The 26,993-nt window shown below is 42.1% G+C and carries 32 protein-coding genes and 1 riboswitch; of the genes, 22 read left to right on the top strand and 10 right to left on the bottom strand.

Annotated features, from left to right (window positions below):
• Positions 1-20: 20 nt before the first annotated feature.
• The 3 genes from ACYH0L_RS15240 to ACYH0L_RS15230 are packed head-to-tail and all read right to left on the bottom strand — an operon-like array spanning position 21 to position 3,644.
• Positions 21-1,142 carry a Ger(x)C family spore germination protein gene (locus tag ACYH0L_RS15240; RefSeq protein ID WP_099726989.1) on the bottom strand — a complete coding sequence of 374 codons (1,122 nt, stop codon included), beginning with the start codon at positions 1,140-1,142 and terminating at the stop codon, positions 21-23.
• Positions 1,139-2,233, bottom strand: a complete 1,095-nt coding sequence (locus ACYH0L_RS15235; RefSeq protein WP_099726990.1) for a GerAB/ArcD/ProY family transporter — start codon at positions 2,231-2,233, stop codon at positions 1,139-1,141. Before ACYH0L_RS15235 ends, ACYH0L_RS15240 begins: the two co-directional genes overlap by 4 nt.
• Positions 2,220-3,644, bottom strand: coding sequence for a spore germination protein (locus ACYH0L_RS15230; protein WP_099726991.1), 1,425 nt, complete (start codon positions 3,642-3,644; stop codon positions 2,220-2,222). Before ACYH0L_RS15230 ends, ACYH0L_RS15235 begins: the two co-directional genes overlap by 14 nt.
• A 113-nt stretch (positions 3,645-3,757) precedes the next feature.
• Between ACYH0L_RS15230 and ACYH0L_RS15225 the strand changes: the two genes are divergently transcribed.
• Both ACYH0L_RS15225 and fumC read left to right on the top strand, forming a co-directional pair.
• Entirely contained in the window at positions 3,758-3,925 is a 168-nt protein-coding gene (locus ACYH0L_RS15225; protein ID WP_003213147.1) for a YvzF family protein, read from the top strand.
• Between the two features lie 87 nt (positions 3,926-4,012).
• Complete coding sequence (gene fumC / locus ACYH0L_RS15220; protein WP_099726993.1) at positions 4,013-5,407, top strand: class II fumarate hydratase; 1,395 nt, start codon at positions 4,013-4,015, stop codon at positions 5,405-5,407.
• Between the two features lie 80 nt (positions 5,408-5,487).
• Here fumC and ACYH0L_RS15215 read toward each other — a convergent pair whose 3' ends face one another.
• A complete protein-coding gene (locus ACYH0L_RS15215) occupies positions 5,488-6,366 on the bottom strand; it encodes a TetR/AcrR family transcriptional regulator (protein ID WP_099726994.1) in 879 nt (292 codons plus the stop codon).
• Between the two features lie 192 nt (positions 6,367-6,558).
• Between ACYH0L_RS15215 and spxO the strand changes: the two genes are divergently transcribed.
• Entirely contained in the window at positions 6,559-6,723 is a 165-nt protein-coding gene (gene spxO / locus ACYH0L_RS15210) for an anti-adapter protein SpxO (RefSeq protein WP_003212782.1), read from the top strand.
• Between the two features lie 20 nt (positions 6,724-6,743).
• On the opposite strand, the gene ACYH0L_RS15205 is transcribed toward spxO, so the two are convergent.
• Positions 6,744-8,075 carry a HAMP domain-containing sensor histidine kinase gene (locus ACYH0L_RS15205; RefSeq protein WP_099726995.1) on the bottom strand — a complete coding sequence of 444 codons (1,332 nt, stop codon included), beginning with the start codon at positions 8,073-8,075 and terminating at the stop codon, positions 6,744-6,746.
• Positions 8,072-8,749 (bottom strand): response regulator transcription factor, encoded by a 678-nt coding sequence (locus ACYH0L_RS15200; RefSeq protein WP_230030760.1) that lies wholly within the window; start codon positions 8,747-8,749, stop codon positions 8,072-8,074. The genes ACYH0L_RS15205 and ACYH0L_RS15200 overlap by 4 nt, the downstream gene beginning before the upstream one ends.
• Before the next feature lie 336 nt (positions 8,750-9,085).
• Between ACYH0L_RS15200 and ACYH0L_RS15195 the strand changes: the two genes are divergently transcribed.
• On the top strand, positions 9,086-10,471 hold the full coding sequence (locus ACYH0L_RS15195; protein ID WP_249704897.1) for a S1C family serine protease: 1,386 nt from the start codon (positions 9,086-9,088) through the stop codon (positions 10,469-10,471).
• A gap of 41 nt (positions 10,472-10,512) precedes the next feature.
• On the opposite strand, the gene ACYH0L_RS15190 is transcribed toward ACYH0L_RS15195, so the two are convergent.
• A complete protein-coding gene (locus ACYH0L_RS15190; protein WP_482354143.1) occupies positions 10,513-11,358 on the bottom strand; it encodes an SDR family oxidoreductase in 846 nt (281 codons plus the stop codon).
• A 120-nt stretch (positions 11,359-11,478) separates the two neighbouring features.
• Between ACYH0L_RS15190 and ACYH0L_RS15185 the strand changes: the two genes are divergently transcribed.
• From ACYH0L_RS15185 to ACYH0L_RS15175, 3 genes are all read left to right on the top strand, one after another.
• The gene (locus tag ACYH0L_RS15185) at positions 11,479-11,928 is read left to right on the top strand and encodes a YusW family protein (RefSeq protein ID WP_482354142.1); all 450 of its coding nucleotides are present in this window, start codon (positions 11,479-11,481) and stop codon (positions 11,926-11,928) included.
• 147 nt (positions 11,929-12,075) lie between these two features.
• On the top strand, positions 12,076-12,906 hold the full coding sequence (locus ACYH0L_RS15180; RefSeq protein WP_003213584.1) for an ABC transporter ATP-binding protein: 831 nt from the start codon (positions 12,076-12,078) through the stop codon (positions 12,904-12,906).
• Between the two features lie 72 nt (positions 12,907-12,978).
• On the top strand, positions 12,979-13,230 hold the full coding sequence (locus ACYH0L_RS15175; protein ID WP_099727001.1) for a YusU family protein: 252 nt from the start codon (positions 12,979-12,981) through the stop codon (positions 13,228-13,230).
• A gap of 34 nt (positions 13,231-13,264) precedes the next feature.
• Here ACYH0L_RS15175 and ACYH0L_RS15170 read toward each other — a convergent pair whose 3' ends face one another.
• Genes ACYH0L_RS15170 through ACYH0L_RS15160 form a run of 3 tightly spaced genes read right to left on the bottom strand, consistent with a single transcriptional unit; the run spans position 13,265 to position 14,040 of the window.
• Positions 13,265-13,612 (bottom strand): spore coat protein, encoded by a 348-nt coding sequence (locus ACYH0L_RS15170; protein WP_024423410.1) that lies wholly within the window; start codon positions 13,610-13,612, stop codon positions 13,265-13,267.
• A 12-nt stretch (positions 13,613-13,624) separates the two neighbouring features.
• Positions 13,625-13,876, bottom strand: coding sequence for a hypothetical protein (locus ACYH0L_RS15165; protein ID WP_223249598.1), 252 nt, complete (start codon positions 13,874-13,876; stop codon positions 13,625-13,627).
• Positions 13,877-13,902: 26 nt separating this feature from the next.
• Positions 13,903-14,040, bottom strand: a complete 138-nt coding sequence (locus ACYH0L_RS15160; RefSeq protein WP_003212904.1) for a YuzL family protein — start codon at positions 14,038-14,040, stop codon at positions 13,903-13,905.
• 199 nt (positions 14,041-14,239) lie between these two features.
• On the opposite strand from ACYH0L_RS15160, the gene ACYH0L_RS15155 reads away from it, so the two are divergent.
• From ACYH0L_RS15155 to sufC, 15 genes are all read left to right on the top strand, one after another.
• Positions 14,240-16,624, top strand: a complete 2,385-nt coding sequence (locus tag ACYH0L_RS15155) for a 3-hydroxyacyl-CoA dehydrogenase/enoyl-CoA hydratase family protein (RefSeq protein ID WP_482354140.1) — start codon at positions 14,240-14,242, stop codon at positions 16,622-16,624.
• A 12-nt stretch (positions 16,625-16,636) separates the two neighbouring features.
• Positions 16,637-17,812, top strand: a complete 1,176-nt coding sequence (locus ACYH0L_RS15150) for an acetyl-CoA C-acetyltransferase (RefSeq protein WP_099727003.1) — start codon at positions 16,637-16,639, stop codon at positions 17,810-17,812.
• Between the two features lie 14 nt (positions 17,813-17,826).
• On the top strand, positions 17,827-19,608 hold the full coding sequence (locus tag ACYH0L_RS15145) for an acyl-CoA dehydrogenase family protein (protein ID WP_099727004.1): 1,782 nt from the start codon (positions 17,827-17,829) through the stop codon (positions 19,606-19,608).
• A gap of 111 nt (positions 19,609-19,719) precedes the next feature.
• Positions 19,720-20,076 carry an arsenate reductase family protein gene (locus ACYH0L_RS15140; RefSeq protein ID WP_034317446.1) on the top strand — a complete coding sequence of 119 codons (357 nt, stop codon included), beginning with the start codon at positions 19,720-19,722 and terminating at the stop codon, positions 20,074-20,076.
• A 66-nt stretch (positions 20,077-20,142) separates the two neighbouring features.
• On the top strand, positions 20,143-20,526 hold the full coding sequence (gcvH, locus tag ACYH0L_RS15135) for a glycine cleavage system protein GcvH (protein WP_008347039.1): 384 nt from the start codon (positions 20,143-20,145) through the stop codon (positions 20,524-20,526).
• Positions 20,527-20,570: 44 nt separating this feature from the next.
• Positions 20,571-20,807, top strand: a complete 237-nt coding sequence (locus tag ACYH0L_RS15130; RefSeq protein WP_327925416.1) for a YusG family protein — start codon at positions 20,571-20,573, stop codon at positions 20,805-20,807.
• Positions 20,808-20,938: 131 nt separating this feature from the next.
• Positions 20,939-21,283 (top strand): toprim domain-containing protein, encoded by a 345-nt coding sequence (locus ACYH0L_RS15125; RefSeq protein ID WP_008347035.1) that lies wholly within the window; start codon positions 20,939-20,941, stop codon positions 21,281-21,283.
• 12 nt (positions 21,284-21,295) lie between these two features.
• Positions 21,296-21,598 carry a thioredoxin family protein gene (locus ACYH0L_RS15120; RefSeq protein WP_099727005.1) on the top strand — a complete coding sequence of 101 codons (303 nt, stop codon included), beginning with the start codon at positions 21,296-21,298 and terminating at the stop codon, positions 21,596-21,598.
• Positions 21,599-21,718: 120 nt separating this feature from the next.
• The gene (locus ACYH0L_RS15115) at positions 21,719-22,060 is read left to right on the top strand and encodes an SCP2 sterol-binding domain-containing protein (protein ID WP_099727006.1); all 342 of its coding nucleotides are present in this window, start codon (positions 21,719-21,721) and stop codon (positions 22,058-22,060) included.
• 102 nt (positions 22,061-22,162) lie between these two features.
• Positions 22,163-22,271: riboswitch (SAM riboswitch) on the top strand.
• Positions 22,272-22,426: 155 nt separating this feature from the next.
• The gene (locus ACYH0L_RS15110; protein WP_099727007.1) at positions 22,427-23,452 is read left to right on the top strand and encodes a methionine ABC transporter ATP-binding protein; all 1,026 of its coding nucleotides are present in this window, start codon (positions 22,427-22,429) and stop codon (positions 23,450-23,452) included.
• Entirely contained in the window at positions 23,445-24,113 is a 669-nt protein-coding gene (locus tag ACYH0L_RS15105) for a methionine ABC transporter permease (protein ID WP_099727008.1), read from the top strand. Before ACYH0L_RS15110 ends, ACYH0L_RS15105 begins: the two co-directional genes overlap by 8 nt.
• 14 nt (positions 24,114-24,127) lie before the next feature.
• Positions 24,128-24,949, top strand: a complete 822-nt coding sequence (gene metQ, locus ACYH0L_RS15100) for a methionine ABC transporter substrate-binding lipoprotein MetQ (RefSeq protein ID WP_099727009.1) — start codon at positions 24,128-24,130, stop codon at positions 24,947-24,949.
• A gap of 308 nt (positions 24,950-25,257) precedes the next feature.
• Entirely contained in the window at positions 25,258-25,626 is a 369-nt protein-coding gene (locus ACYH0L_RS15095) for a carboxymuconolactone decarboxylase family protein (RefSeq protein WP_099727011.1), read from the top strand.
• Between the two features lie 215 nt (positions 25,627-25,841).
• A complete protein-coding gene (locus ACYH0L_RS15090; protein ID WP_167331417.1) occupies positions 25,842-25,979 on the top strand; it encodes a YuzK family famiily protein in 138 nt (45 codons plus the stop codon).
• Between the two features lie 210 nt (positions 25,980-26,189).
• Positions 26,190-26,975, top strand: a complete 786-nt coding sequence (gene sufC / locus ACYH0L_RS15085) for a Fe-S cluster assembly ATPase SufC (protein WP_099727012.1) — start codon at positions 26,190-26,192, stop codon at positions 26,973-26,975.
• Positions 26,976-26,993: the final 18 nt, after the last annotated feature.

Genomic DNA, 26,993 nt, shown 5'->3' with positions numbered 1-26,993 from the left:
TCTTACCATTTTAACATACTCTATAAGGATTGTGTTGCGCCCTTAGTCCCGAAGTCACGGATTTTCACGTTTGCCTTGTAACGAATATCCGATTCACTAAAAATCTCATCCCAATGCTTCGCTTCTTTTCGAAAGTCCTTCGGGTATGCAATACTCGCTTTTTGATAAAATCCACAAATATCTGCTTTGATCTCGTTCTGTAATTCCTCAACGAAATTGTTCACGTTTTTTTCTAACCGGCGTGCCACGACATCCTCAATCTCTTGAAGATACTTTTCATTAAATGCGTTCTCTCGCTTATTCCAATCCTCAGACAATCTTCCATCAATCTCCACTGACACATCAAATTGATATCTGCCATTGGCTGTTTTATGGGTCTCGATGTTGTGCTTAAGTTTAAAAATCTCAAAAGAATAGATGCTTTGATCATATTCAAATTCAATGACTCCGCCTTTTGCGTCCCCAGTCAACAAGTTACAAGACTGCACCGCTAACGGAGAGATGTTGGTGAGAAATCGTCTATTTTTAATAATAGAGGCACCGTCCAATATTAATTTGCCCTGATCGACACTGACTTTCGGAAGCGCAAAGGATACGTTGTTTTGCATGGCAGAAGAAATATCTCCTAACGAGACCGGCTTGAACATACGAATGGTCGTTTTTGTATTCCCTGAAATGTCGTATAGGGTGGATGAAGCTGGCTGCCCGGCATCACTGATTCTCAGCATGTCTCCAGGCTTCTCTGAGGTCATGAAGACAAGACTCCCTCTCCGTGTTTCATTGTCTCGAATAAATTGATTGATCACAAGATCGAAGTTATTTTCATTGATGAGTTCCTGAGAAAATAAATAAATTCGAAGCTGCTGTGCGAAAATACGATGACTCTTCAGGGCAGTTGTGCGGAAAATTTGGTGTATGGAATCTCCGCTTGTTTCAATGATCTTCGTCGGGTCTTTCACGCTCGTTTCTTGATCAATTTTTTGTGGAACCAGAACTTGCATAGACAGCTTTAGCTTATGTCCGTGATCTCCTTTATCTACAGCAAACCCAATTGCCATGTTGAGCTCCTCAATATTTGTACTATCCCAGCATCCACTTAATAGAATAAGCGCCAGGAAAGCAAGAGCGGCTTTCTTTTTCATGCTGCTTTCCGCCTCCTTTTGAAAAACACAAGGATGAATAAGAGAAACGGTAATATGCCGAATAAAAGGAAAAATAGGTTGTTCACATAGGTTAAATAATCACGCACTGTATCAACATCCTTTGGAAATAAAGCGGCAGAGAAGATGACAATTCCCATCAAGGCGAGCACGACTTTTTTAGGAAGTTTGGTCAGCTTGGATACACCTATTGCAGCAAAAAATGTATACCCTACAAAGCTTGTATAAAGCTGGACAAGCCATACGATCAGCAAAAAGGATTCTATTCGTTCGATAAAAATCCCCTGAATATCAAATGATTGAAACAATGCAATGGTCGGCCAAGTCAAAGTAGCCGTTTCTTTTACAGTCAGCGCACCAACCACAAGAATATAGGTGAAAATATAAATGATCGCAGGAATCAAAAAGCCGACTGTTCCATAAGCGAAGGTGTGTTTTTGAGTATTCATATAGGCAGGCATAAACAGCATCATTTCAATGCCGACAAACGAAATGGCCGAAGCATTAAAGGAATTGAAGACAGGAGAGAAGCCTTCTCCTAAAACTGGACGGAGATTATCTAACTTAAATTCTTGTACACTGAGTCCGTAGGCAATAAATAAGATGATGAGTGTAACAATGAGAATAAAAGGACATAGTCTGGCAAAATCACCAATGCCGCCAATCACGAGATAAAGGCCGACCAAAATAAAGCTGATCATTGTCACGGCTGTCGGCGTGTTTTGAAGCAGGAAGAATTTGACCATCTCCGACATGGCCCTTACTTCATAGCTGGCGACGCCAAGAAAATAAATAATGATCAAAAGGTTGGCGAGAGCGCCAATCCATTTCCCAAGCCCTTCGTTTGTATAGTCATAATAAGAGGAGAAGGGAAGCTTTTTCATCATGAGCACATTCGCAAAAATAAACACAATGTAAATGGCACTCATCAATAAGAGTGCAATCCAGCCGTCAGGTGTAGGCGCAGCCTGAGCCATTGATCTTGGCAGAATCATCATACTTGCGCCTAAAGTGGTATTCGTAATAATGGCACTTGCCTGATAGCTTGTGATCGACTCTTTATGATTGACCATGTCGTTCTCCTTTCTTTTGGTTTTTCAAAGGCAATCGAATGATGGAATTGTCTTCGTTTTTATAGCTGAACACAAAATCTGGTGAGAAGTATGGGGTGCCAAAGCTTTTTTGTCTAGTCAAATGTGTAAGTAGTACGAGCATAAACAGTACAATCCCATATAAACCAAATGTAGCTGCAGTAAACATGGACACAAAGCGGAGCACGCGAAATGACATGCCCATCCCGTATTGAGGAACGGTAAAGGATGCAAGTGCGATGACACTGACAATAATCACCATGATCGAGCTGACAATATGAGCTTGAACGGCAGCCTGTCCAATCACAACCCCCCCAACAAGTCCGATCGTTTGACCAAGCGGATTTGGCAGCCTTAAGCCAGCTTCCCGTAACAGCTCAATGGTCATCTCCATGATGAGAGCTTCCACAATAGGTGGAAAGGGGACATTTTCTCTTGTGCTTGAGATGGAAATGGCTAACGGTGTAGGCAAAAGACCTTGATGGAAGGACACAAGAGCAATATAAATGGCAGATAAAAATAACGTAAGAAAGATGGAAGTAAAACGCAGCAAACGAATGAGAGAGGCAGCGATCCATCTTTCATAATAATCATCAGGTGATTGCATGATCGTAGCGAGGGAAGCAGGCACAATTAACACAAAAGGTGAATGATCGACAAAAATGGCGACACGACCATTATTTAAAGCAGACGCGACTTTATCCGGCCGTTCTGTGTTTTGAATTTGCGGAAAAGGAGAATACACATTGTCTTCAATGAGCTCCTCAAGGACGCCAGAGTCTTGTATATCATCAATGGTGACTTGTTTGAGCCGTTTTTTAACCTCTTTTAAAACAGAAGTGTCAACAGTACCGTCAATGTACATGATGGTCACTTGGGTGTATTTCTTTTGCCCGATCTTCATGTCGACTGTTTTGAGATCAGGGTTTTTCAAGCGCTGTCTTACGAGAGCTAAGTTCGTGTCTAAATCTTCAATAAAGCCAATTTTTGGCCCTCTCACCACTGTTTCAGATGTAGAATCGCCTAAACTACGTTTCTTCGTTCCGTTCGTTTCTAAAATATAAGCGTGCTGAAATCCATTGATTAACACCACACAATGCCCTTGAAAAATGGCACCGACCAATTCTTCAGAGGTCTTCACCGAACGAGTTGTCATCATTGATAAATTGGATTCCAGCTTCTCTTTTGTTAGAGACTCATGATCTTGCAGCAGCAGCTTTAAGAAGGTTTGAATCTGCATGGTGTCGTTCATTTCTTTAATGTATAAATAGTAAACAACCTGTCCGTGAGGTAATGTTTTTTTCTCATGGATCAAATCGTCCATTTCCTTTAACTGCGGGAGAATGACAGAGAGATTATCGTATAAGTGCTCTTTCAATGGAGTCTGATTCAAAAGGATCACCCGCCTCAACATCTTTTTCTTAGCATTACCTGCTTGAAAAAACAATATTCTGTGTTACATTATTTTGTGGTAAAAGAAAGAATGAGGGTTTTGGAGGAAACAAGATGGCACAAATTCGTTTAGCAGGAACAAAAGAGGAGATCGACCGTATTCTACAGTCGTTTGACAAGCATTATGAGGTGACATATACGTCAAAAGATTACGGAAAAACGAACCCAAAATACAAATATTCAAAAGATGTTCGCGTTTATATTGAACTAAAATTAAAATAAAGATAAAATTTTAATTGAAAACGCTTAAAGGATTTTCGTTTTTTGTATAGAATAGAGTTGAGTGATGAAGCTATGGAGGGATACATAATGACGGAATTTAGAATCGAAAAAGATACAATGGGCGAAATCAAGGTGCCAAAGGACAAGTTCTGGGGGGCACAAACACAACGAAGCAAAGAAAATTTCAAAATCGGTTCTGAGAAAATGCCAAAGGAAGTTGTGAATGCGTTTGCAATTTTGAAACGTAGCACAGCGATTGCCAACGAACGTCTTGGTAACCTTGAAAGTGAAAAAGCAGAAGCGATTGCTGCTGTATGTGATGACATCATCCGCGGAAAGTATGACGAGCATTTCCCGCTTGTTGTTTGGCAGACAGGTAGTGGAACGCAAAGTAACATGAACATGAACGAAGTCGTTGCAAATAGAGCAACTGCTTATTTGAAAGATAAAAATAGTGAGTTCAGCATTCATCCGAATGATGACGTGAACCGCAGCCAAAGCTCAAACGATACATTTCCAACGGCTATGCACGTGGCAGCTGTTTTAGCTGTATACAAAAAATTAGTACCTGCTATTGACCAGTTAAGAGCAACACTTGATGAGAAAGCAAAGGCGTATCAAGAGATCGTCAAAATCGGTCGTACGCACCTGCAAGATGCAACACCGCTTACAGTTGGTCAAGAAATTAGCGGCTGGGTTTACATGCTGGATCGTTCGAAAGAAATGATTCTAGAATCAACTGAGAAAATGAGAGAGCTCGCGATTGGCGGAACCGCTGTTGGTACAGGGATTAACGCACATCCTGAGTTTGGACAATATGTCGCTGAAGAAATCAGCCAGCTGACAGGTCAAACCTTCAATTCTTCACCAAACAAATTCCATGCGCTGACAAGCCATGATGAAATTACGTATGCACACGGTGCCCTAAAAGCACTTGCGGCTGATTTAATGAAAATTGCCAATGATGTGAGATGGCTTGCAAGTGGTCCTCGCTGCGGAATTGGCGAATTAATCATTCCTGAAAATGAGCCAGGAAGCTCTATTATGCCAGGAAAAGTCAACCCAACCCAAAGTGAAGCTTTAACAATGATTGCTGCGCAAATCATGGGAAATGATGCAACAATCGGCTTTGCAGCAAGCCAAGGAAACTTTGAGCTCAACGTATTTAAGCCGGTCATCATCTATAACTTCCTGCAATCAGTTGAGTTACTGGCTGACGGCATGAACTCATTCCATGACAAATGTGCAATTGGAATCGAACCAAACCTAGAAACAATCGAGAAAAACCTGAATAATTCATTGATGCTTGTGACGGCACTTAACCCGCACATCGGGTATGAAAATGCAGCGAAAATTGCCAAGCTTGCTCACAAAGAAGGATTAACATTAAAAGAAGCGGCACTTCAATTAGAGCTCTTAACAGAAGAGCAGTTTGAACAGTTTGTCAAACCAGAAGAAATGGTGACACCGAAAGCAAAATAAGAAACCAGGGGCGGCTGCCCCTGGTTTTTTAAATTTAAAGATATGGTGAACAAAATTAAAACCTAGGGGCTGCCTAGGTTTTATAAATGATCCTCTTTCAAAATGCGCAAAAGTGACTCAGATATGGATTGGAGCGGCACGTACAATTTCAGTTGATACAGCATGCCTTTTACGATGACTTGTCTTGGTTTTTGTTTATTGAACTCATTTTCTAAAATGCCGAGAGCTTCAAATAAATCAGGCTCGTCTTTCACTTCATAGTGTTCTTCTGCAAGCTCTCTTAATTCTTTTAACAGAGATTCTGTCAGCGGGTCGAATGACCGTTCATAAATAGGACCAAACCAATCACTCGCTTGATCTACGGAAATGAGCGGACTATCGTTTCGCTTCATCATGCCGCCCATCAAATCATCGATACGGTGAATCATGATTGTGGCAAGCTCTTCAGCCTCTAGCTGAAAATCATATAAAATCGCAAGCTCAAAATAAACGTGACTCATGCCCTCGATCGTCAAACAAAGATCAGCCATATAAGGAATCGCTGCGTCACCATACACCTGTTTAATGTTATCAATGTGAAGCTGGATGGTTGCAAGCCTAATTTGTTTTGCGAGCTGCTGCGTTTCTTCATTCAATGGAAGAGCTCGATCGCTCAGCTGCATTTTAATAAAATCTTTTTGCTGCAAAATATTATCGTAATAGACAGTGAGCTGTTTGCGATAGGCTTCTTTTGGTGTGCCGCCCTCTGTTTGAACCTCATGAATCCGGGTAAATACCTTATCGTAATAGTAATGCAAGATCGAAATGAGCAGTGCTTCCTTTGATTTAAAATAAAGATAAAAAGCACCCTTTGACATATGGCATTCATCCGCAATTTCCTGAACAGACGTTGTATTGTAGCCTTTGCTGGCAAATAATTTCATGCCGGCCTCAATGATCATTTTTTCTTTCTTTTTCAATATGAATGTCATCCTTTCTTACCGAGAGACAAATGTCTGAGGAAACGTGCGCAAAGAGATGTGACTTATCGGTCATAAACGACGAAACTTTTCAAAAATTAATCAGATTGTAACTTGTTTTTTACAGTGTAATTCTTTATATTATAAAGTAAGGTGACCAACTGGTCAAAATATGTGAAAGGATGATGTTCCATGAGAGAAATCGATGATATGATTAGACGCTTGCGAACAAAAGGGATTCAAGTAGAAAAAGTCAAAATGCCGAAAGAAACCACAATTGAAAAGAAATGGATGTATCAAGCTGGTAAGAAGATTAAAGCCACATACCGTGATTTCAATGGGTATTCATTCATCTAAAAAAGACTGCGGTCTAAAACCTACAGTCTCTTCTTTGGAACAGTGATCGTATAACGTACACCTAGATCATCATTTTCAATAGATATGGACGCTTGATGCATTGAAAGGATTCGTTTGACAATGCTTAACCCAATACCGAATTCGCCCTTTTTTCCCTTACTAAAAGGTTCGTATAGGTTGGATAGCATATGTTCTTCAATTGGAGGACCGTCATTCCGAATAACAATGCGGATTTGATCCTCTTCCTGCTTCATATGAATATCAATTTTACTTTTCGCGTAGCGAAGTTGGTTTTCTAGTACATTTTCAAATAATTTGCTCCATTGTTCTGGATCGCCTTCAAGTGTAGCCTCATCATCTAAGTCCACGTTCCACTGCAATTCATTTTTCGACCAGCGTATTCGGTCGACCACTTCCAGCATCGTATTACTCACGAGGAAGGAAGAATGTGCGGGGTGTTGATTTGATAAATAATCAAGCTTTGTTAAGTACAGCAAATCCTTGATTTTCTTCTCAAGCTTTTCTGCTTCACCTTCAATGACTTCCACCGTTTGTTCAAGATCTCCCTTAGGAAAAATACCATCTTTAATGGACTGCGTATAGCCGCGGATGACCATGACAGGTGTCTTTAAGTCATGTGATATATTTTGCAAAAGTGTTCGTTCCGTTTCATCCTTTTGAATGAGTTTTTGTCTCATTTCTTCAATGGTGTGACCGAGCTTGCCGATCTCATCTTGCCGGTCAACGATCACAGGGTCGTCCCAGTCCTCTTGTGCAATCCGCTTCACGTGCTTTTCAAACGCAACGATCGGACGCGATAAGTAGCGGGCAAGCCAAATAGATGGAATCCAGCTCAGTAAAATAACGGTGCCTAAGATCAATATCAGCTGTTTAAACAGCGTAAAGGACAAGTCGTCTCGATAAGAGTCTGGTGCATAGGACAGGAGAATATATTGTGTATTGCCTGTTGATACCTTTTTGATCACAAAAAAGATATGCTGGCCATTGACCTCTTCAGAATAGCGTTTTGTTGCGCTTTTTTGTTTTTTCACAAAGGATTGGACCTTCTCAATAAACGCATGCGGGAAAAACTGTGCCATTTGGTTTAATTCATCAGACGGGATCAGAATGTGCTGAACCGAGCGATTTTCTGGTGTCGACTTTGGCGAGCCGTCTCGGTTCAACGGGTATTCTGTTAGCACTTGCTGCTCATTTTCGATATTTTTATAAATTTCATTCGTGAAGAAGTTGCGTAATGTGTTTGAAAATAAAATGATCAGGACAATCGAAATCGTCAGCAAAATGCCGGAGATCACGACCCAAATTTGAAAAGCGAGTGGTTTGTTCTTCATCCCTTTAGCATCCTATAGCCAAATCCATAGATGGTCTCGACTTTTAAATCAGGCATTTTTTTGCGCAGCCGTCTGACAAGGTCATCGACAACACGATCTGTCCCGAAGTAATCGTGTCCCCAAATCTTGACGAGTATATCTTCTCTGGAAAAAGCATGTCCTTGATGATGTGTAAATAAGAGCAGCAAGTCAAATTCCTTAGAAGTTAAGTTAATGAGCTGATCTCCTTCATACACCTCTCTTACATCCTCATGAATGACATAGGAGGAAACGGGTGTGATACTTTGCTGCTGCGGGGCACCACTGTTTTTATACACAAGCTCCAGCAGCTTTTGCACCCGGATAATCAGCTCCCGCGGAAGAAATGGTTTCGCAATGTAATCACTGCTCCCTAGCTCTAAGCCGAGGACACGATCAATATCTGCATCACGAGCTGAAATGAAAATGACCGGTACGTCAGGTGATGCAGCTTTGATTTCTTTAATGAGTGTGTAGCCGTCCGTATCAGGCAGCATGATATCTAAGATCCATAGATGCGGCGGCTTGTTCATTGCCTCACGTGCCGCTTCTCCGGTTAAAAAAGAGGAGACATTCCAATTTTCACTTTCTAAATATTTGGTTAAAAGTTCATTTAAGTTTTGTTCATCTTCCACTAAATAAATGGTGTACGACAAAGTCTTCCACATCCTCTCAACGTCATTATAACGGGATACAAAGGCGGCATGTCAACAATCACACGCTTTTTTCACAATTTCACATATTCTTCTCATCATTATCCCATAATGTTTGATTATGATAAGCTCAAGGGAAAAAAGGGCATAGACAAAAGGCTGAAGAATAGGTGCTTTTCACCAATGTGCGCACCTTGCTTTTTTTCTATGAATAAGTATTATATAATTTGACATATTGCCATAAAGTATTTTCAATGATCTTGCCATTAAGAGGACATGAGTCCTATCTACACATATGAATGAAGCATGTCATGAAAATGATGCAAAGGAGTGCAAGCGATGGATTTCCGAAAAGAAGATGAAGAGAAAAAGATGAATCATCAAGAAGACGCACATCAAGAAGAAACACATCAAGAGAATGAAAAACAAATAGACGAACCACAAAAAGAGAAAGAACTCGTTTTTCACCAACATGAAAACGAAACATCTGCATCTCAGGAGAATGTGACAAACAGATCTCCTCAAATGATGGATGACCGTGCTTCTAAAAAAGAGAAAAAACGGAAGGCTGCATGGCTGAGCCCGATTCTTGGGGGGATTATTGGCGGAGGTCTTGTGCTTGGCATTACGCCGCTTTTGCCGCAGTCACAGGATACAGCCGCAAACACTCAAACCCAAACAGCGTCAAGTGAACCGGCAACCTCTGATAATTTCTCAACAAAACAAATCACCAATGCCACGAATGTAGCTGATATGGTAGAAGATTTAGAGCCGACCATTGTAGGGGTTTCAAACTATCAATCTACACAAAATTCGTTCGGTCTTAGCGGTGATTCAACAGAAGCAGAAGCTGGAACGGGTTCCGGTGTCATCTTTAAAAAGGATGGCAAGAAGGCGTACATTATTACAAATAACCACGTAGTCGAGGGTGCCAATAAATTAAAGGTCACGCTTTATGATGGGAAAACAAAAGAAGCGAAGCTAGTCGGCAGTGACGTCATGACTGATTTAGCCGTTGTCGAGATTAACGCTGACGGTATTGATAAAGTGGCAAGCTTTGGTGATTCTTCTAAGCTTCGTGCTGGAGACAAAGTAATCGCCATTGGAAATCCGCTCGGTGCGCAGTTCTCAGGTACTGTGACAGAAGGGATTATTAGTGGTGTTGACCGTACCGTTGAAGCGAATACATCATCTGGTACTGTTGAGATGAATGTGCTGCAAACAGATGCAGCGATCAACCCAGGGAACAGTGGAGGTCCACTGATCAATACCAATGGTCAAGTCATTGGTATCAACAGCTTGAAAATTAGCGAAAGCGGTGTGGAATCACTCGGCTTCGCAATCCCAAGTAACGATGTGAAACCGATTGTAGATGAGTTGTTGAAAAATGGAAAAGTCGAACGTCCTTATCTTGGCGTACAAATGATTGACCTTGAGCAAGTGCCTGAAACATATCAGGAAAATACGCTCGGATTATTTGATAAACAAATCGGCAAAGGCATTTACGTAAAAGATATATCAAAAGGATCTCCTGCACAAAAGGCAGGCTTGAAATCTGGAGATGTGATCATCAAGTTTAAAGGAAAAGACGTGGCGAACAGCTCTCAGCTGAAAGAAATTCTTTACAAAGAAACAAAGATTGGCGATAAAACCACAATGACCGTCATTCGTGAAGGGAAGAATAAAAATCTAGATATTACCCTTGGGCAGTCTGAAACTGAATAAATGAAAACAGGTGGATGAAAGGCCCACCTGTTTTTTTGTGCTTATTTTTTTGATGAGAGTGTACGTAAGATGATTTTTTCCCACAAGTTCCAAGGCAAGAGCTGCTTTGCTGTAAATGAAAGTCTAACGCCTTTCCCAACAAGATATCTTAGCTGTTTCAGCTGTTTCTTTTCTGCAAGTGTGACAACGAGCTCCGCGACTTCACGAGGATCTCCGTAGTTTGATTTCTGGGCATCGATATAACCCATCATCTTTTGATAGATGCTTGTGTATTTAGAATCTTCCGCTGGCTGAATCATCTGTTCGTTCATGGAGGTGTTCCAAATATTTGTTTGGAAAGAGCCCGGCTCGATCAAGGCCGCCTGTATACCGAACGAGGCCAGTTCAATGCGCAAGCTCTCTGTATAGCCCTCCAAAGCAAACTTGGAGGATACATATGGAGAAAGTGCGGGCATTCCCATTAATCCGCTGATGCTGCTCATATTGAATATCTTTGCACCGCTTGTCATAAACGGAAGAACCGCTTGTGTCATTTCCATCACACCAAAGACATTCACCTCGAACTGCTGGCGGTACGTGTCAATAGGTACCTCTTCAGCAAAGCCAGCATAGGCGGTCCCTGCATTGTTCACGAGCAGGGTAATGGGTGCATAGGCATCCAGTTTTTTCTTAAATGCTTGAATCGACTGCGTGTCAGCCACATCTAATGCTTCAATATGTATAGATTCGGATAAAGAGGCTTGCTTCATTTCTTCGGCGAGCTTTTTGGCATTGGCGTCCTGCCTGACACCAGCAATCACTGTATAGCCTTGCTTAGCGAGGCGCATCGTGATAAGTTTTCCAAAGCCGCTATTGGCACCAGTCACAATGGCTGTTTTTTTCATCATCCGGTTCTCCTTTTGACGTATATTTTTTGTTTTCATTTACCATAACACACTGTTTAGTTGAATAACGAAAAGAAGCTTGGAGAAGAATAAAAAACGATGATGTGAAATAGGAGGAAACACATGGTGTGTTGGAAGAAGGTGGGACTAATAGGAGTGCTGCTCTTTATGCTGTCCGGCTGTCAATCAATCGAACCGTTACAGCATACAAATGAAGCAGAAGCAGAGAGTTTGTCAGCTGTTCAAATGAAGGAACTGCCATTTCAGCATCTGCACCTGCATGTACAATATGGACATAAAAGTGAATTATACGAAGCCACCTACCGTCAGGCGAGCGGCAAAGAAGAAGCGCTCATTCGAGACCATATGAATGGTGTCCGCTATGAAGGAGAAGAAGCTTTGCGAGAGATGAAGATGAAGCTAAATGATATGTCTATTCCTAGCGCAAAGATGAATGAAGCGTATGTAAATGAACTATTAGCTGCTTTTAATTTAGATGACGATTATCAGCGGATTCAGGTCGATATAAAGCTCGAAGATGGGACAAAACGTACATTCCAAAAGAAGAAGTAAACGAGACTTTCTCATTTTTTAATTGAAAATGATTTTCAAGATCACTTAAATCTGATACACTAAATTGAGATAAGTGATCTTTTCCGTCTATACATAGACGATATTCAATATAAAAAATTTGCATGAGAAAAGGAGCGTTTGAGCGGAATGAGTGCCATTTCTACTGAAGGTTTAAGCTTAGGCTACGGAGAAACAATGATCATAGATGAACTAAATGTATCAATCCCTAAGGGTGAAATCACAGTATTTATTGGCAGCAATGGATGCGGTAAATCCACGCTACTTCGCTCTTTGGCCCGTCTCATGAAGCCAATGGGCGGTTCTGTCCTGCTTGAAGGTCATTCCATTGCAAAATTACCAACAAAGGAAGTAGCGAAACAGCTCGCCATTCTTCCACAAGGGCCAGAAGCGCCAGAAGGATTAACCGTGCATCAGCTAGTGAAGCAAGGGAGATATCCTTATCAAAATTGGCTGAAGCAGTGGTCGAAGCAAGACGAAGAAGCGGTGAATCGCGCACTGAAGTCAACAAAGATGGAAGACCTCGCTGATCGAACGGTTGATTCATTATCAGGTGGACAAAGGCAGCGTGCATGGATTGCGATGACGTTAGCGCAGGAGACGGATATTATCTTGTTAGATGAACCAACGACGTATTTAGACATGACGCATCAAATTGAAATCCTTGACCTTCTTTTTGACTTAAATGAAAAAGAGCAGCGCACGATTGTGATGGTTCTTCATGACCTCAATCTCGCATGCAGATATGCTCATCATCTTGTAGCGATTAAAGACAAGACGATTTATGCAGAAGGTAGACCGGAAACCGTCATTAATTGTGATCTCGTGAAAAATGTCTTTGATATGAATTGCCAAGTGACAACAGATCCTTTATTCGGAACACCATTATGTATTCCGCATGGCAGAGGACGCTGTATTGTGCAACAAGCGCAAGCCGAGACATTTCTTGCTGCAAGATAATCGTATGTCAAAAGCCTGACATCTGTCACTCACAGAGTCAGGCTTTTTTCTGAAAAAGGGAGCGGAAAATGAATGGGAAATGAATTAGACGAAAAGCTTGAAGGCTTGCTTGATAAATATACAGAACTGCTGCTTGGTGAAACGACCGAAGCACTGAAAAAAGATGTGAAACAGTGGGTGATCTACTCGCATATTGCCAAAAACATGCCGCCTTTAGCCAAGCATTTTAACGAAACGTATCCAGAGGCAAAAGAAGAGATCAAAGAAACCATTCAGCGGATCAAACAACTGAATGAAGCTCATCGAGCCAAAAAAGACCGCTAAAAAACTGCCAGCATCATACTGACAGTTTTTCTCTTTATGACATCTGTGATGATCCGTATGGAGATTGATCTGTCAGTGTTTGCTGGAATTTCTGGTGTGCCTGCTGTAGCTTTTGCTGGTCAGCCGCTTCAACAGAATACCAGCCATATCTGAACATGACATCATATAAATGTCTTTGTGTTTTCTGTGTTTCGAGCGCAATTCGCTGAATATCTTGGTAAAGAGATTCATGACTGAATTCATTGAGTGCTGTGTTGTATCCGCTTGTCATATATTTTTCAGTCGACAAGAGATCCGTGACAAAATCACGATCATTCATGTTTGTTGTCGTGGGAACCGGGGTTTGTGGATTCCCGATTTTTTGTTGGTTTTGCTGTTCCATGTTATTTTCCTCCTATTGCATAAAGCCAGTAGACTGGCCTTGCCCTGAGCTGCCTAAATGCTGAAGAATTTGTGTGTAATGCTGATGGTGCATTTGGCCAACTTGATTTAATTCTTGTTTCAATGTTTGGTCCTGACAATGCTCGGCCATAAAATGAGCTTTTTTCATGGCAATCAAATTCCAGTTCAGCATATCCTCTAAGTACAAAGAATCCTTTACTGAAATGACCTGTGGGGGCATATTCATTTGCTGATTGTTCAAGATGTGTTCCTCCTTACGATTTTGTTTCTTTACTGATTCTTTTTATATTGCTGATTTTGACTGGTCTTTTTTCCGCCTAGGTCTGCTTCCTGTGATGGACCTGCGTTTCCTTTTACACTTGCAGCACTTACGCCTGCTTTCGATGGGTTTTTCTTCAAACGAGACATGTGGACATCACCTCCATTCTTACAATTCCCTCTCGTCTTTAATTCATACGCTGTAAAGTCAGGCACATGAGAATGTGTAAATTTTTGAAATCTGCTATTGAACTGTTTCGGAAAATCTTTTAAGATAAAGAAAGAGGTATTGCTTTTTTTTGGACAAAAAATGAATGACTGTTCATTCAAAATGTTTAGGGGGATATTTATGTGCAAACATATTCGCAAGGCGGCTGTCATTGGTTCAGGTGTCATGGGCTCAGGCATTGCTGCACATCTAGCCAATATCGGGATACCAGTAACATTGCTAGATATTGTGCCAAATGAACTGACAAAGGAAGAAACGGCAAAAAAGCGAACGCTTGATCACCCTAGTGTTCGAAATAGATTAAGTCAAGAAGCGATGAAAAAATTGTTAAAGCAAAAGCCAGCACCTCTTACTTCAGCGAAAAACCTATCATACATCACACCAGGAAATCTCACAGATCACCTTTCCTTATTACATGACGCTGACTGGATCATCGAAGTCGTCACTGAAAAGCTCAGCATTAAACAACACGTATTCTCTCTCATCGACGAACACCGCAAAGAAGGCAGCATCGTATCAAGTAATACATCCGGTATTTCTGTTGAAAAAATGACAGAAGGCCGATCAGATGATTTTAAACGCCACTTCTTAGGCACTCATTTTTTTAACCCAGCCCGTTATTTAAAGCTCTTAGAAATCATTCCTATTCAAGAAACAGATCCAGAAGTACTTTCATATATGAAAACATTTGGTGAGGATGTACTCGGCAAGGGCGTTGTCGAAGCGAAAGATACGCCGAACTTTATTGCCAACCGCATTGGGACTTATGGACTTCTTGTCACAGTGCGAGAAATGCTTGAGAACAAATATACAATCGGAGAAGTGGATTCTGTCACAGGGCCACTCATAGGCAGACCGAAAAGTGCAACCTTCCGTACACTTGATGTGGTCGGACTCGACACATTTTCTCATGTAGCCCGCAATGTGTATGAACAGGTAGAAGGAAAGGAGAAGGATATTTTCCAGCTGCCTGAGTTTATTGAAAGAATGCTCGAAAAAGGGTGGATTGGCAGTAAAGCAGGGCAAGGGTTCTACCAAAAAAACGGGAAGACCATTTTAGAGCTTGATCCTGTGACACTCACATACGGAGAACGGACGAAGCTGAAGGACCCGGGCATTGACATTGCCAAGCAGCAAAAGGGAACAAAAGCGAAATTGAAAGCGCTTATTTATCAAGACGGGCGTGCTGGGCAATTGCTCTGGAATATGACAGCACCTGTGCTTCTTTATTCAGCTCATCTAAAAGGCGACATTGCGGATGATATTCAGTCCATCGATAACGCCATGAAATGGGGATTTGGTTGGCAGCATGGTCCATTCGAGCTGTGGGATGCGATTGGTGTGAACAAAGCCGTCAACCGAATGGAAGCAGAAGGGCATAGCATCCCGTCGTGGGTGCAAGATATGCTTTCAGAAGGACATGACACGTTCTATCAAGAAAATGCCGAAGGAGAGCGTGCATTTTATCAAAAAGGCGCTTATGAACAGGAAGAAGGGAACGACAAAAATATTTCGTTAGCTAGATTGAAAAAGAAACACGATGTCATTTTCAAAAATACGGGTGCGAGCTTGATCGATATCGGTGATGATGTTGCCTTACTTGAATTCCATTCGAAAAGCAATGCAATTGGGCTTGATGTCATTGATATGATCAATCGTGCTGTAGATGAAACGGAAAAGAATTATAAAGGGCTTGTCATCGGTAACCAAGGAAAGAACTTCTGTGTTGGTGCCAATCTTGCCCTAATTTTAATGGAAGCACAGGACGACAACTTCTTTGAAATTGATTTTGTTATTCGCAGGTTCCAGCAGGCGATGATGAAGGTGAAGTATAGTGACCGACCAGTTGTTGCTGCACCGTTTGGCATGACGCTTGGCGGAGGGACTGAGCTTTGTCTTCCGGCAGCCGCTATCCAAGCGTCCAGTGAAACGTATATGGGACTTGTGGAAGCGGGGGTCGGACTGATACCAGGCGGAGGCGGAAACAAAGAACTCTATATTCGCCATCTGCAAGGAGCGAAGCCTTCTGCAACTGCGATACAAGATGCTACGCTGCAAACCTTTGAAGCCATTGCGATGGCAAAGGTATCTACATCAGCAGAGGAAGCGCGTGATATGAAGATGCTCCGCGTGAATGACCGGATCAGCATGAATGGTGATCATTTAATCCATGATGCGAAACAACTCGTTCTTTCTCTTGATGAAGCGGGTTATCGTGCGCCGCTTAAGCAAAAGGTGCCCGTTATGGGGGAAACAGGATACGCAGCGATGGTGCTGGCTGCTGAAAATATGAGATTGTCTGGATACATTTCAGACCATGACATGACCATTGCGAAAAAACTAGCCCATGTCATTTCTGGCGGCAAATTGTCATTTGGTACAGAGGTGGATGAACAATACTTATTAGAGCTTGAAAGGGAAGCCTTTTTAAGTCTTGTAGGAGAAGCGAAATCACAGGCACGCATGCAGCACATGCTCGTTAAAGGAAAACCTTTACGTAACTAGGGGGGAGTCAAAATGAGAGAAGCAGTGATTGTAGCTGGCGCAAGAACACCAGTAGGGAAAGCCAAAAAAGGATCATTAAAACATGTCAGACCTGATGATATGGGCGCATTGTGTGTAAAAGAAACGCTAAAGCGTGCCGGTGATTACGACGGACAGATCGATGATTTGATTATCGGATGTGCGACGCCAGAAGCAGAGCAAGGGTTAAATGTGGCCCGGAATATTGGGGCATTAGCTGGGCTGCCTTATACCGTACCTGCCATCACCATTAACCGCTACTGTTCGTCTGGTCTTCAGTCTATCGCTTACGCTGGTGAACGGATTATGCTGGGGCAGGCAGAAACCATTTTAGCCGGAGGCGTCGAATCGATGTCGCAGGTCCCAATGATGGGTCACTCCATTCGTCCAAACGCTCTTTTGGCAGAGCAAGCGCCTGAATACTATATGAGTATGGGGCATACAGCGGAGCAAGTGGCGCAAAAGTATCAGGTCACACGGCAAGATCAAGATGCTTTTGCGGTGAGAAGCCATCAAAAGGCAGCAAAGGCATTGCAGGAGGGGAAATTTTCAGATGAAATTGTTCCCGTTGATGTGACAGAAAGACGGGTAGGAGAGCAGTATCAATTAGAAGAACATCCATTTACGTTCTCACAGGATGAAGGTGTGAGAGCGGGCACTACAGAGGAGATTCTCTCAACCTTACGACCTGCTTTCTCAACAAAAGGAACGGTGACCGCAGGAAACTCCTCACAAACAAGTGATGGCGCGGCGTGTGTGATGATGATGGATCGCGCGAAAGCATCCTCTCTTTCACTTCAGCCACTTGCTAAGTTTAGAGCGTTTGCTGTTGGCGGTGTACCGCCTGAGGTGATGGGAATTGGTCCGGTTGAAGCGATTCCGCGTGCGCTAAAAATCGCTGGGCTTGAGCTGAAGGACATTGGGCTGTTTGAATTAAACGAAGCGTTTGCGTCTCAGGCCATTCAAGTCATTCGTCATTTAGGGATCGATGAAGAGAAGGTGAATGTCAATGGCGGGGCAATTGCGCTAGGACATCCGCTCGGCTGTACAGGAACGAAACTAACGCTGTCACTCATTCATGAAATGAAACGACGAAACGAGCAATTTGGCATTGTGACGATGTGCATCGGTGGGGGCATGGGAGCAGCGGGCATTTTTGAATTGATCTAAAGGGGGAGAACAGGATGAAAGCAATGGAAGATGTGAAAAAGGGTGGCAGTTTTTTAATTGATGAGACGAATTATGAGCATATCTTTACGCCAGAGGATTTCTCTGATGAACATCAAATGATCGGGAAAACAACAGAGGATTACATTTTACAAGATGTTGTCCCGCATATAGATCAAATTGAAAATCATGAATTCGAGCATTCTGTCAGGCTTCTAAAAAAGGCTGGAGAGCTTGGACTGCTTGGAGCGGACGTTCCTGAGGAATTTGGCGGACTCGGGTTAGATAAAATCAGTTCAGCCATCATTACTGAAAAATTCGCCAGAGCAGGTAGCTTCTCACTTTCCTATGGTGCTCATGTTGGCATTGGTTCTCTGCCGATCGTGCTGTTCGGAAATCAAACGCAAAAGGAAACGTACCTGCCAGGACTCGCCTCTGGAGAAACCATTGCGGCGTACGCACTAACGGAGCCAGGTTCAGGCTCTGACGCACTTGGGGCAAAAACAACCGCGGTCCTGAATGAAGCTGGAACACATTATGTCCTCAATGGGGAAAAGCAGTGGATCACGAACTCCGCATTTGCAGATGTCTTTGTTGTGTATGCGAAGATTGACGGTGAACACTTCTCTGCTTTTATCGTAGAAAAGGATTTTCCAGGTGTCAAAACTGGGCCTGAAGAGAAAAAGATGGGCATTAAAGGATCATCGACGAGAACGTTAATTCTAGAAGATGCCGAAGTGCCAAAAGAGAATTTACTTGGTGAAGCAGGCAGAGGCCATGTCATTGCCTTTAACATTTTGAATATCGGACGCTATAAGCTGGCAGTCGGCACAATCGGTGCGTCAAAACGGGTCATTCAATTATCAGCAGAATATGCGAACCAGCGTAAGCAGTTCAAAACACCGATTTCTCAATTTAGCTTAATTGGTGAAAAAGCAGCTAACATGTCAGCAAAGCTCTATGCCATGGAAAGTGCTGTTTACCGCACAGTGGGGCTATTTGAACAGCGGATGGGTCTATTAAGTGAAGAAGAGCAAAAGGACGGGAAACAAATTGCGCAATCCATTGCAGAATATGCAATTGAATGCTCTCTTTGTAAAGTGCTTGGCTCTGAAACACTCGATTACATTGTGGATGAAGGTGTGCAGATTCATGGCGGATATGGTTTCATGCAAGAATACGAAGTCGAAAGAGCCTATCGTGACTCACGAATTAACCGTATTTTTGAAGGAACGAACGAAATTAACCGTTTACTTGTACCAGGCACATTCTTGAAGAAAGCGATGAAAGGGGAGCTTCCTCTTCTTCAAAAAGCGCAAACCTTGCAGGAAGAGCTGATGATGATGATGCCGGAAGAACCAGGTGATCAGCCGCTCGATCAAGAAAAATATTTGCTCGTCCATGCGAAAAAGATCGCCTTGATGGTGGCAGGCATGGCAGCGATGAAATATGGGAAAGCATTAGACAAAGAGCAAGAAATCCTTGTGAACATAGCAGATATCGTCAATGAACTGTTTGCTGCTGAATCGGCGATCCTGCGTACAGAAAAAGCCATCGCTGCATCAGGCCCAGAAAAGAACGCTCAAAAGCTCGCCTACACACAAATTTTCACGCAGGAAGCCTTTTTAAAGATTGAAGCCCACGCAAAAGAATCATTGATCGCGATGGAAGAAGGAGATTCACTCCGTATGAGTCTGTCAGCCCTTCGTAAACTGACAAGATTCACGCCGATCAATGTCATTGCTAAAAAGCGTGAGGTGGCGAAACGAATCTTTGAAGCAGAGAAATATATCGTGTAAAAACGGTTCGAAAGGTGTGGAGTGTACTCCGCACCTTTTTGTAAGCATACATTTAGGTTTTTAAAATATTTTGTGATAAAATGTTGTCACAATTTGCAGGAGGTGAAAATGGTGGCTTTAGATTTTTACGAATACCCATCTTGCGGTACATGCCGAAAAGCAAAAAAGTGGCTGGAAGAACACAATAAAGACATCAACAGCATACATATCGTCGAAGAGACGCCTGATAAAGAAACCCTAAAAGCACTTTACGAAAAGAGCGGTTTAGAGCTGAAGAAATTCTTTAATACAAGCGGACAGAAATACCGAGAGCTGCAGCTGAAAGATCAACTTCCTGCAATGTCAGAGGACGAGCAGCTCGAATTACTTGCGTCTAACGGAATGCTGATTAAGCGTCCAATTACAACAGACGGCAAACGAGTGACAGTTGGATTTAATGAAGATACATTTAAAAGCGTCTGGAAATGATGTAACTTTCATTCAGATTGTGGTATCTTCAATATAGAAGGAAAGAAAAGACTGGAGGGGTATTGAATGAGCACACCAAAAGATTTACGTTATTCAGAAGAACATGAATGGGTCAAAGTAGAAGGAGATAAGGTGCGTATCGGTATTACGCATTTTGCTCAATCTGAGCTAGGCGATATCGTGTTCGTTGAGCTTCCTGAAGTAGGAGACAAAATCACAGCGGACGAGCCTTTCGGAAGTGTAGAATCAGTCAAAACTGTTTCTGAACTTTACGCACCGATCAACGGCACAATCGTTGAAGTAAACGATGAGCTGGATGACAGCCCAGAGTTCGTCAACGACTCTCCATACGAAAAAGCATGGATGATTGTTGTAGAGCCAGCTGATGCGTCTGAAATCGAGAACTTAATGACAGCTGAGCAATACGAAGAAATGACAAAAGAAGACTAATTCATGTGAAATTGGACACTCTACCTTTATGGGGGGTGTCCAATTTGTCTTTTCAAAAAGAACAGGTGGATATAACAGAGCATGTCACTGGGCGATTCAAAGAAAGCGGCATGGTGCTTTATCATCAAAATGAAGAGATTGGCACGATGATTAGTGAAAATCAATATGAGTTAAAATCGGGTTATTCCTATGATCAAAATCGTTTTTATCGTCTGTCTGATACATTGACCCACGGGGCAGAACAATATGTAGACTGTGACGATGAAAATGGCTGGTGCTAATCACAGTTAAGGCTGCAGTGAGCATAAGCTGCAGTCTTTTTGATGATCAAGTGCCTAATCTTTACAACCTGAATGAAAGATTGTAATCTAAGGAAGAAGTGAATCAACGTCAAAAGGGCCGGGTGATCGTGATGAACGTCGAGATAGAAAAGGTCATCATTGTAGAAGGTAAATCAGACAAACAAAAGCTAAAAGAAGTTATTAGTGAACCTGTTACCATCATTTGCACCAATGGTACGATCAGTACATCGAAGCTGGATCAGCTCGTGGACGATTTATTCGGAAAAGACGTTTACATATTAGCAGACAGTGACGATGCTGGCGACAAACTGCGGAAGCAATTTCGAAAAGAATTCCCTGAAGCACTTCATCTGTTTGTCGACAGAACGTACCGAGAAGTGGCCGCTTCACCGTCAGCCCACATTGCATCTATCCTATTAGCTGCAAACATTGATGTTCATTCCAAATATTTATGAGGGTGGACGTATATGAAAGAGATTGAAGAGCATGAATTGAAGGAGATAGAGGACGATTTATTTCTTTTGTACTTATATACACCGTTTTGCGGAACATGCCAGTTGGCAAAGAAAATGCTGACAGTCGTAGATGCCATGCAGCCGGATGTTCCATTTTACGAGAACAATTTAAACTACTCACCAGGCTTTGCGAAAGCATTTGAAATCGAAAGTGTACCTTGCTTTCTACTGTTTAAAAAAGGTGAGATTGTGCAAAAAGGCTACGCCTTTCACTCAGTTCCATATCTTCATGAAATGATTGAAACCGCTAAATAAAGCGGTTTTTTGTCATATTTCAAGCAATTCATTTGAAAATTTGTCGAGCTATTTATAAAGGACAAGCCGATGTTTGTAGAGAAATGTTATGTATAACCAAATGACAGGGAGGTTATACATGTGGAAAAAGTGAAAACCCATGGAAACGCTGGGCAGCGATTATTGTTAAAGCCGCTGCTCTCCTCATCATCCTTGAAGATTACATTTGAGGCGGAAACTGACTCTTGTACATTGATTGTGGATGAACGTGGTGAAGTGAAGAAACTGCCTGCAATTGAGTTATCGGATCTCATCTTCTATGGTGAGAGGAAAGAAATTCTACAATTATTAGATGGAGACATGTCCTTGCAGCAGCTTATCAGCAGGGGACAAGTCAAAGTCAAAGGCTCATTCCGCGCGCTTCTCAGACTAGAGGCTGTGCTTTGGCTGACGAACGGTTTTTTTCGGAAAATGATAACGTAGTCGTTTACTTGGAAATTAGCGATTTACAGCGTTGACATATCTCGGGTAGCATGATATTCTACGTTAGTAAAAACATGAACATCACATAAAACAACATATTTTCTCTTATTAAGAGAGGTGGAGGGACGTGCCCTATGAAACCCGGCAACCGTCAGCATAGCTGAAATTGGTGCCAATTCACTCAAAGCCGCAACGCTTTGAAAGATGAGAGAAAGGCGTATTTGAAATAAAAGGCCTTTCTGCTTGCGTTGCAGTTAGGTCTTTTTTACTGACTTGGCAGCAGGCTAGAGTCATGACAGCACGAAGAATAAATGAACGTATGTGATGGCAATCTATAGATTCAGCAAGAAAGCAGGTGAGCAGACTGTGATCCATTTACAGAATGTATCAAAAACGTACTACTCAAAAAGCGGAAATGTTGACGCAGTGAAAGACGTCAACTTGGATATTGATAAAGGTGAAATATTCGGAATTATCGGGTATAGCGGCGCGGGCAAAAGCTCTCTTATTCGCCTATTAAACGGTCTGGAGCTGCCAACAGAAGGAATTGTTGAAGTGGCAGGCAATCGGATCAATGAAGTATCGAATGCGAAACTTCGTAAAGCAAGACAGGAAATCAGCATGATCTTTCAGCACTTTAACCTACTTTGGTCAAGAACAGTAAGACAAAATATTATGTTCCCGCTCGAAATTGCAGGTGTTCCGACGTCAAAACGGAGAGCCCGTGCAAATGAACTAATTAAATTGGTCGGTTTAGAAGGGAAAGAAAATGCTTATCCTTCTCAGCTAAGCGGTGGACAAAAGCAGCGTGTGGGAATTGCGAGAGCATTAGCCAATGATCCAAAGGTTCTTCTATGTGACGAAGCTACATCTGCACTTGATCCGCAAACAACAGATTCCATCCTTGATCTTTTGGCCGATATCAATAAACGATTAGGGCTGACAATTGTGCTCATCACACACGAAATGCACGTCATTCGCAAAATCTGTCATCGTGTGGCAGTGATGGAGAATGGACGCATTGTCGAAGAAGGCGAAGTATTACGTGTCTTCAGACAACCGAAGGAAGAAATGACGAAGCGATTTGTGAAACAGCTTGCTGAACCAGAGGAAGCGAAAGAAACAATCGAACACGTCTTAGAGCGAGTAAAAGAGGGTCAGGTGGTACGGTTGTCCTTTATCGGCGATTCTGCCGAGCAGCCGCTGATCACTGAAATCGTTCGATCTTTTGAGGTCGATGTGAACATCCTTCAAGGAAAGATTTCTCAAACGCAGGAAGGCGCGTTTGGAACACTCTTTATCCATATTAATGGAGAAGAGACCGAGGTTGAAAAAGCCATCGCCTATATCCAAAGCAAACAGGTTGAAATTGAGGTGATGACACATGTTTGAGAAATGGTTTCCGAACGTTGATCTAGATGTCATTTGGAATGCAACGGGTGAAACGGTGTACATGACACTCATTTCACTAGCATTTGCTTTTATTATTGGTATCATCCTTGGACTATTGCTCTTTCTGACTAGTAAAGGCGGTCTTTGGGAAAATAAACCGATTAACACCGTTATTGGGGCAGTCGTCAACATTTTCAGATCGATTCCTTTTATCATTTTAATCATTCTTTTATTAGGGTTTACAAAACTAATAATGGGCACTATTTTAGGTCCAAATGCAGCGCTGCCTGCGCTTGTCATTGGGTCAGCTCCTTTCTATGCACGTCTTGTCGAAATTGCACTGCGAGAAGTAGACAAAGGAGTCATTGAAGCAGCACGATCTATGGGAGCTAAAACGTCTACGATTATTTTTAAAGTATTGCTGCCAGAATCACTGCCAGCCCTTATTTCAGGCATTACCGTAACAGCGATTGCTCTAATTGGCTCTACTGCGATCGCAGGTGCAATTGGAGCAGGTGGACTTGGTGACCTTGCCTATGTGGAAGGATACCAATCTGGTAATACAGATGTCACACTAGTAGCCACTGTGTTTATTCTCATCATCGTCTTTATTATTCAAATAATCGGTGATTTGATTACAAATAAAATTGATAAACGTTAAGGGAGGATTTATTCATGAAGAAATTGATTTTAAGTGCACTATTTCTAGCATTTGCAGGCATTTTAGCTGCATGCGGTTCATCTAATAACGCAAGCGAAAGCAAAACCATCACGGTTGCGGCTTCAAAAACACCACATGCCGAGATTCTTGAAGAAGCAAAACCACTTCTAAAAGAAAAAGGCTACGATTTAAAAGTGAAAGTGCTTAGCGATTATAAAATGTACAACAAAGCGTTAGCTGAAAAAGAAGTGGATGCGAACTTTTTCCAACATATTCCTTACTTGAACGAAGAAAATAAATCTAACAAAGATTATAACCTGGTAAGTGCTGGTGCGGTTCACCTAGAGCCTTTCGGTATCTACTCTAAGAAATACAAATCAGTGAAAGATATTCCAAACGGCGGAACGATCATCATGACAAACAACGTAGCTGAACAAGGCCGTATGCTTGCACTTCTGCAAAATGCTGGTGTCATCAAGCTTGATCCAAAAGTAGATACAATCAACGCAACAGTGAAGAACATTAAAGAAAACCCGAAGAACCTAAAGTTCAAAAAAATCGCTCCTGAACTAACAGCGAAAGCTTATGAAAACAGTGAAGGCGATGCCGTGTTTATTAACGTCAACTATGCGATTCAAAATAAATTGAATCCGAAAAATGATTCAATCGAACTTGAGCAAACGAAGAACAACCCATATGCAAACATCGTGGCTGTTCGCAAAGGTGAAGAAAAATCAGATAAGATCAAGACGTTAATGGAAGTTCTTCACTCTGATAAAATCAAAGAATTTATCGACAAAAAATATGACGGTGCAGTTCTGCCTGTATCTGAATAATACGCTACAAAACCTCGCTTTCATCAAAGCGAGGTTTTCAGCATGTAGACAAACCCTCGCATTCGGTGTCAGTCCTGCGTGCCGGTGCTCACGAATGTCAAATTCGCTCCGCTCCAGTACTCGTGCTTCCTAGACTTCAAAGGTTTTCTATCGCGCTGAAAAGAAGACAAAGGGCTAAAATAAAGATCATTTTAGCCCTTTGTCAACAATCTGAAACCTCGCTTACATCAAAGCGAGGTTTTTTGTGTATTTTTTCAAATCTCGCTCATAATAAAAACGTACAAATGACCTGAAGGGATGGAAACAAGATGAACGAACAGCATATGAGCGGATCCATGCAGCAATCACTAACTGATTATAAAACCGCAATGGGTGAATTTCAGAAGAAAATGCCGGTGTTTGGGAAGAAATTCAATGAATTTACAGAGCAGTGCTTCCAGAGCGATTCATTAACGCAAAAAGAAAAACAAATGATTGCCCTTGGCATCAGTATTCATGCACAGGATGAATACTGCATGATTTATCATACAAAGGGAGCGCTCGATCAAGGGGCGACAGAAGAGAATTTGCTAGAGGTCGTCAGTGTGGCGGCAGCGTTCGGAGGCGGGGCAGCCCTTAGCCAAGGAATCACTGTCGTACAGCAATGTATTGATGAATTTGGAGGACATACTCATTAATAGAAGAAAAACATGGTATCTTTCCATCTCGGAGAGTTGAGTGCTTCTCATCCGAGTGTGTGAGAAAATATGCCAGCATAACGCGTTATACCCCTTTTGAGTGAAGCAGCATGCCTTTGATATAATAAAGCTACACTAAAAGAAGGGAATGGTTTATTATTTGTTCGGACCAGAGTACACTGGGATTGGATTATACCGCCGAGATGGAAAAGGCCATGCATAAATCTCATGGCATGAGCTATGCAGAGTATGAAAGAGACCATGACTTACGGATGAAAGTGGAATATAAACGAGAGCAGTCCTATCGAGATGAGAAAAGGCAGCTTGCAAAAATGAATATACGAGGCTATTGATAGCTAAGGGGCGGGGAGAACAGTTTCCCGTCCTTTCTTTATGGAAACAGTCTTTTTGACATAAATCCTTTTATCCACCTGCATTTTTTGTTAGAATTTTGAGAGCATCCTCTCACGCATATCGTGAATGTGTTGTATTCAGTTTTAATTTGTTATAAAATTAGAATGAGAATAAATTGAGAATAATGATTATTTTGGAGGTATCGATATATGACTGCTTCGACATTAACAATTAAGGACTTGCACGTTGAGATTGAAGGGAAAGAAATCTTAAAGGGTGTAAACCTCGAGATAAAAGGTGGAGAATTCCACGCAGTAATGGGACCAAACGGTACAGGTAAATCTACGTTATCTGCTGCAATTATGGGTCACCCGAAATATGAAGTAACAAAAGGCAGCATTTTGTTTGATGGCGAAGATGTACTTGAAATGGAAGTAGATGAGCGCGCACAAGCGGGTCTTTTCCTTGCCATGCAATACCCATCTGAAATCAGTGGTGTCACAAATGCGGACTTCCTTCGTTCTGCCATTAACGCACGCAGAGAAGAAGGCGAAGAAATCTCACTTATGAAATTCATCCGCAAAATGGACGAAAACATGGAGTTCCTTGAAATGGACCCAGACATGGCGCAGCGCTACCTTAACGAAGGTTTCTCAGGCGGGGAGAAAAAACGTAACGAAATTCTTCAATTGATGATGATTGAACCAAAGATCGCCATCCTTGACGAAATCGATTCTGGACTTGATATCGATGCCCTGAAAGTGGTTTCTAAAGGAATTAATAAAATGCGCGGCGAAAGTTTCGGCTGCTTAATGATTACTCACTATCAGCGTCTGCTGAACTACATCACACCAGATCATGTCCATGTGATGATGCAAGGACGTATCGTGAAATCTGGCGGACCAGAGCTAGCGCAGCGTTTAGAAGCAGAAGGCTATGACTGGATTAAAAAAGAGTTAGGAATTGAAGACGAAACTGTTGGTCAAGAAGCGTAAGCGTTAGGAGGATTATTG

This window comes from Bacillus sp. MC1252 (assembly GCF_056838025.1).
Note: the sequence above shows the minus strand (reverse complement) of the source record. Positions and strands in the feature narration are given on the sequence as shown.

Coding starts and splice junctions, on each gene's coding strand:
- ACYH0L_RS15240 (WP_099726989.1), bottom strand. CDS start 1,142: ATGAAAAAGAAAGCCGCTCTTGCTTTCCTGGCGCTTATTCTATTAAGT.
- ACYH0L_RS15235 (WP_099726990.1), bottom strand. CDS start 2,233: ATGGTCAATCATAAAGAGTCGATCACAAGCTATCAGGCAAGTGCCATT.
- ACYH0L_RS15225 (WP_003213147.1), top strand. CDS start 3,758: ATGGCACAAATTCGTTTAGCAGGAACAAAAGAGGAGATCGACCGTATT.
- fumC (WP_099726993.1), top strand. CDS start 4,013: ATGACGGAATTTAGAATCGAAAAAGATACAATGGGCGAAATCAAGGTG.
- spxO (WP_003212782.1), top strand. CDS start 6,559: ATGAGAGAAATCGATGATATGATTAGACGCTTGCGAACAAAAGGGATT.
- ACYH0L_RS15205 (WP_099726995.1), bottom strand. CDS start 8,075: ATGAAGAACAAACCACTCGCTTTTCAAATTTGGGTCGTGATCTCCGGC.
- ACYH0L_RS15195 (WP_249704897.1), top strand. CDS start 9,086: ATGGATTTCCGAAAAGAAGATGAAGAGAAAAAGATGAATCATCAAGAA.
- ACYH0L_RS15190 (WP_482354143.1), bottom strand. CDS start 11,358: ATGATGAAAAAAACAGCCATTGTGACTGGTGCCAATAGCGGCTTTGGA.
- ACYH0L_RS15185 (WP_482354142.1), top strand. CDS start 11,479: ATGGTGTGTTGGAAGAAGGTGGGACTAATAGGAGTGCTGCTCTTTATG.
- ACYH0L_RS15180 (WP_003213584.1), top strand. CDS start 12,076: ATGAGTGCCATTTCTACTGAAGGTTTAAGCTTAGGCTACGGAGAAACA.
- ACYH0L_RS15175 (WP_099727001.1), top strand. CDS start 12,979: ATGGGAAATGAATTAGACGAAAAGCTTGAAGGCTTGCTTGATAAATAT.
- ACYH0L_RS15170 (WP_024423410.1), bottom strand. CDS start 13,612: ATGGAACAGCAAAACCAACAAAAAATCGGGAATCCACAAACCCCGGTT.
- ACYH0L_RS15160 (WP_003212904.1), bottom strand. CDS start 14,040: ATGTCTCGTTTGAAGAAAAACCCATCGAAAGCAGGCGTAAGTGCTGCA.
- ACYH0L_RS15155 (WP_482354140.1), top strand. CDS start 14,240: ATGTGCAAACATATTCGCAAGGCGGCTGTCATTGGTTCAGGTGTCATG.
- ACYH0L_RS15150 (WP_099727003.1), top strand. CDS start 16,637: ATGAGAGAAGCAGTGATTGTAGCTGGCGCAAGAACACCAGTAGGGAAA.
- ACYH0L_RS15145 (WP_099727004.1), top strand. CDS start 17,827: ATGAAAGCAATGGAAGATGTGAAAAAGGGTGGCAGTTTTTTAATTGAT.
- gcvH (WP_008347039.1), top strand. CDS start 20,143: ATGAGCACACCAAAAGATTTACGTTATTCAGAAGAACATGAATGGGTC.
- ACYH0L_RS15125 (WP_008347035.1), top strand. CDS start 20,939: ATGAACGTCGAGATAGAAAAGGTCATCATTGTAGAAGGTAAATCAGAC.
- ACYH0L_RS15120 (WP_099727005.1), top strand. CDS start 21,296: ATGAAAGAGATTGAAGAGCATGAATTGAAGGAGATAGAGGACGATTTA.
- ACYH0L_RS15105 (WP_099727008.1), top strand. CDS start 23,445: ATGTTTGAGAAATGGTTTCCGAACGTTGATCTAGATGTCATTTGGAAT.
- metQ (WP_099727009.1), top strand. CDS start 24,128: ATGAAGAAATTGATTTTAAGTGCACTATTTCTAGCATTTGCAGGCATT.
- ACYH0L_RS15095 (WP_099727011.1), top strand. CDS start 25,258: ATGAACGAACAGCATATGAGCGGATCCATGCAGCAATCACTAACTGAT.
- ACYH0L_RS15090 (WP_167331417.1), top strand. CDS start 25,842: ATGCATAAATCTCATGGCATGAGCTATGCAGAGTATGAAAGAGACCAT.
- sufC (WP_099727012.1), top strand. CDS start 26,190: ATGACTGCTTCGACATTAACAATTAAGGACTTGCACGTTGAGATTGAA.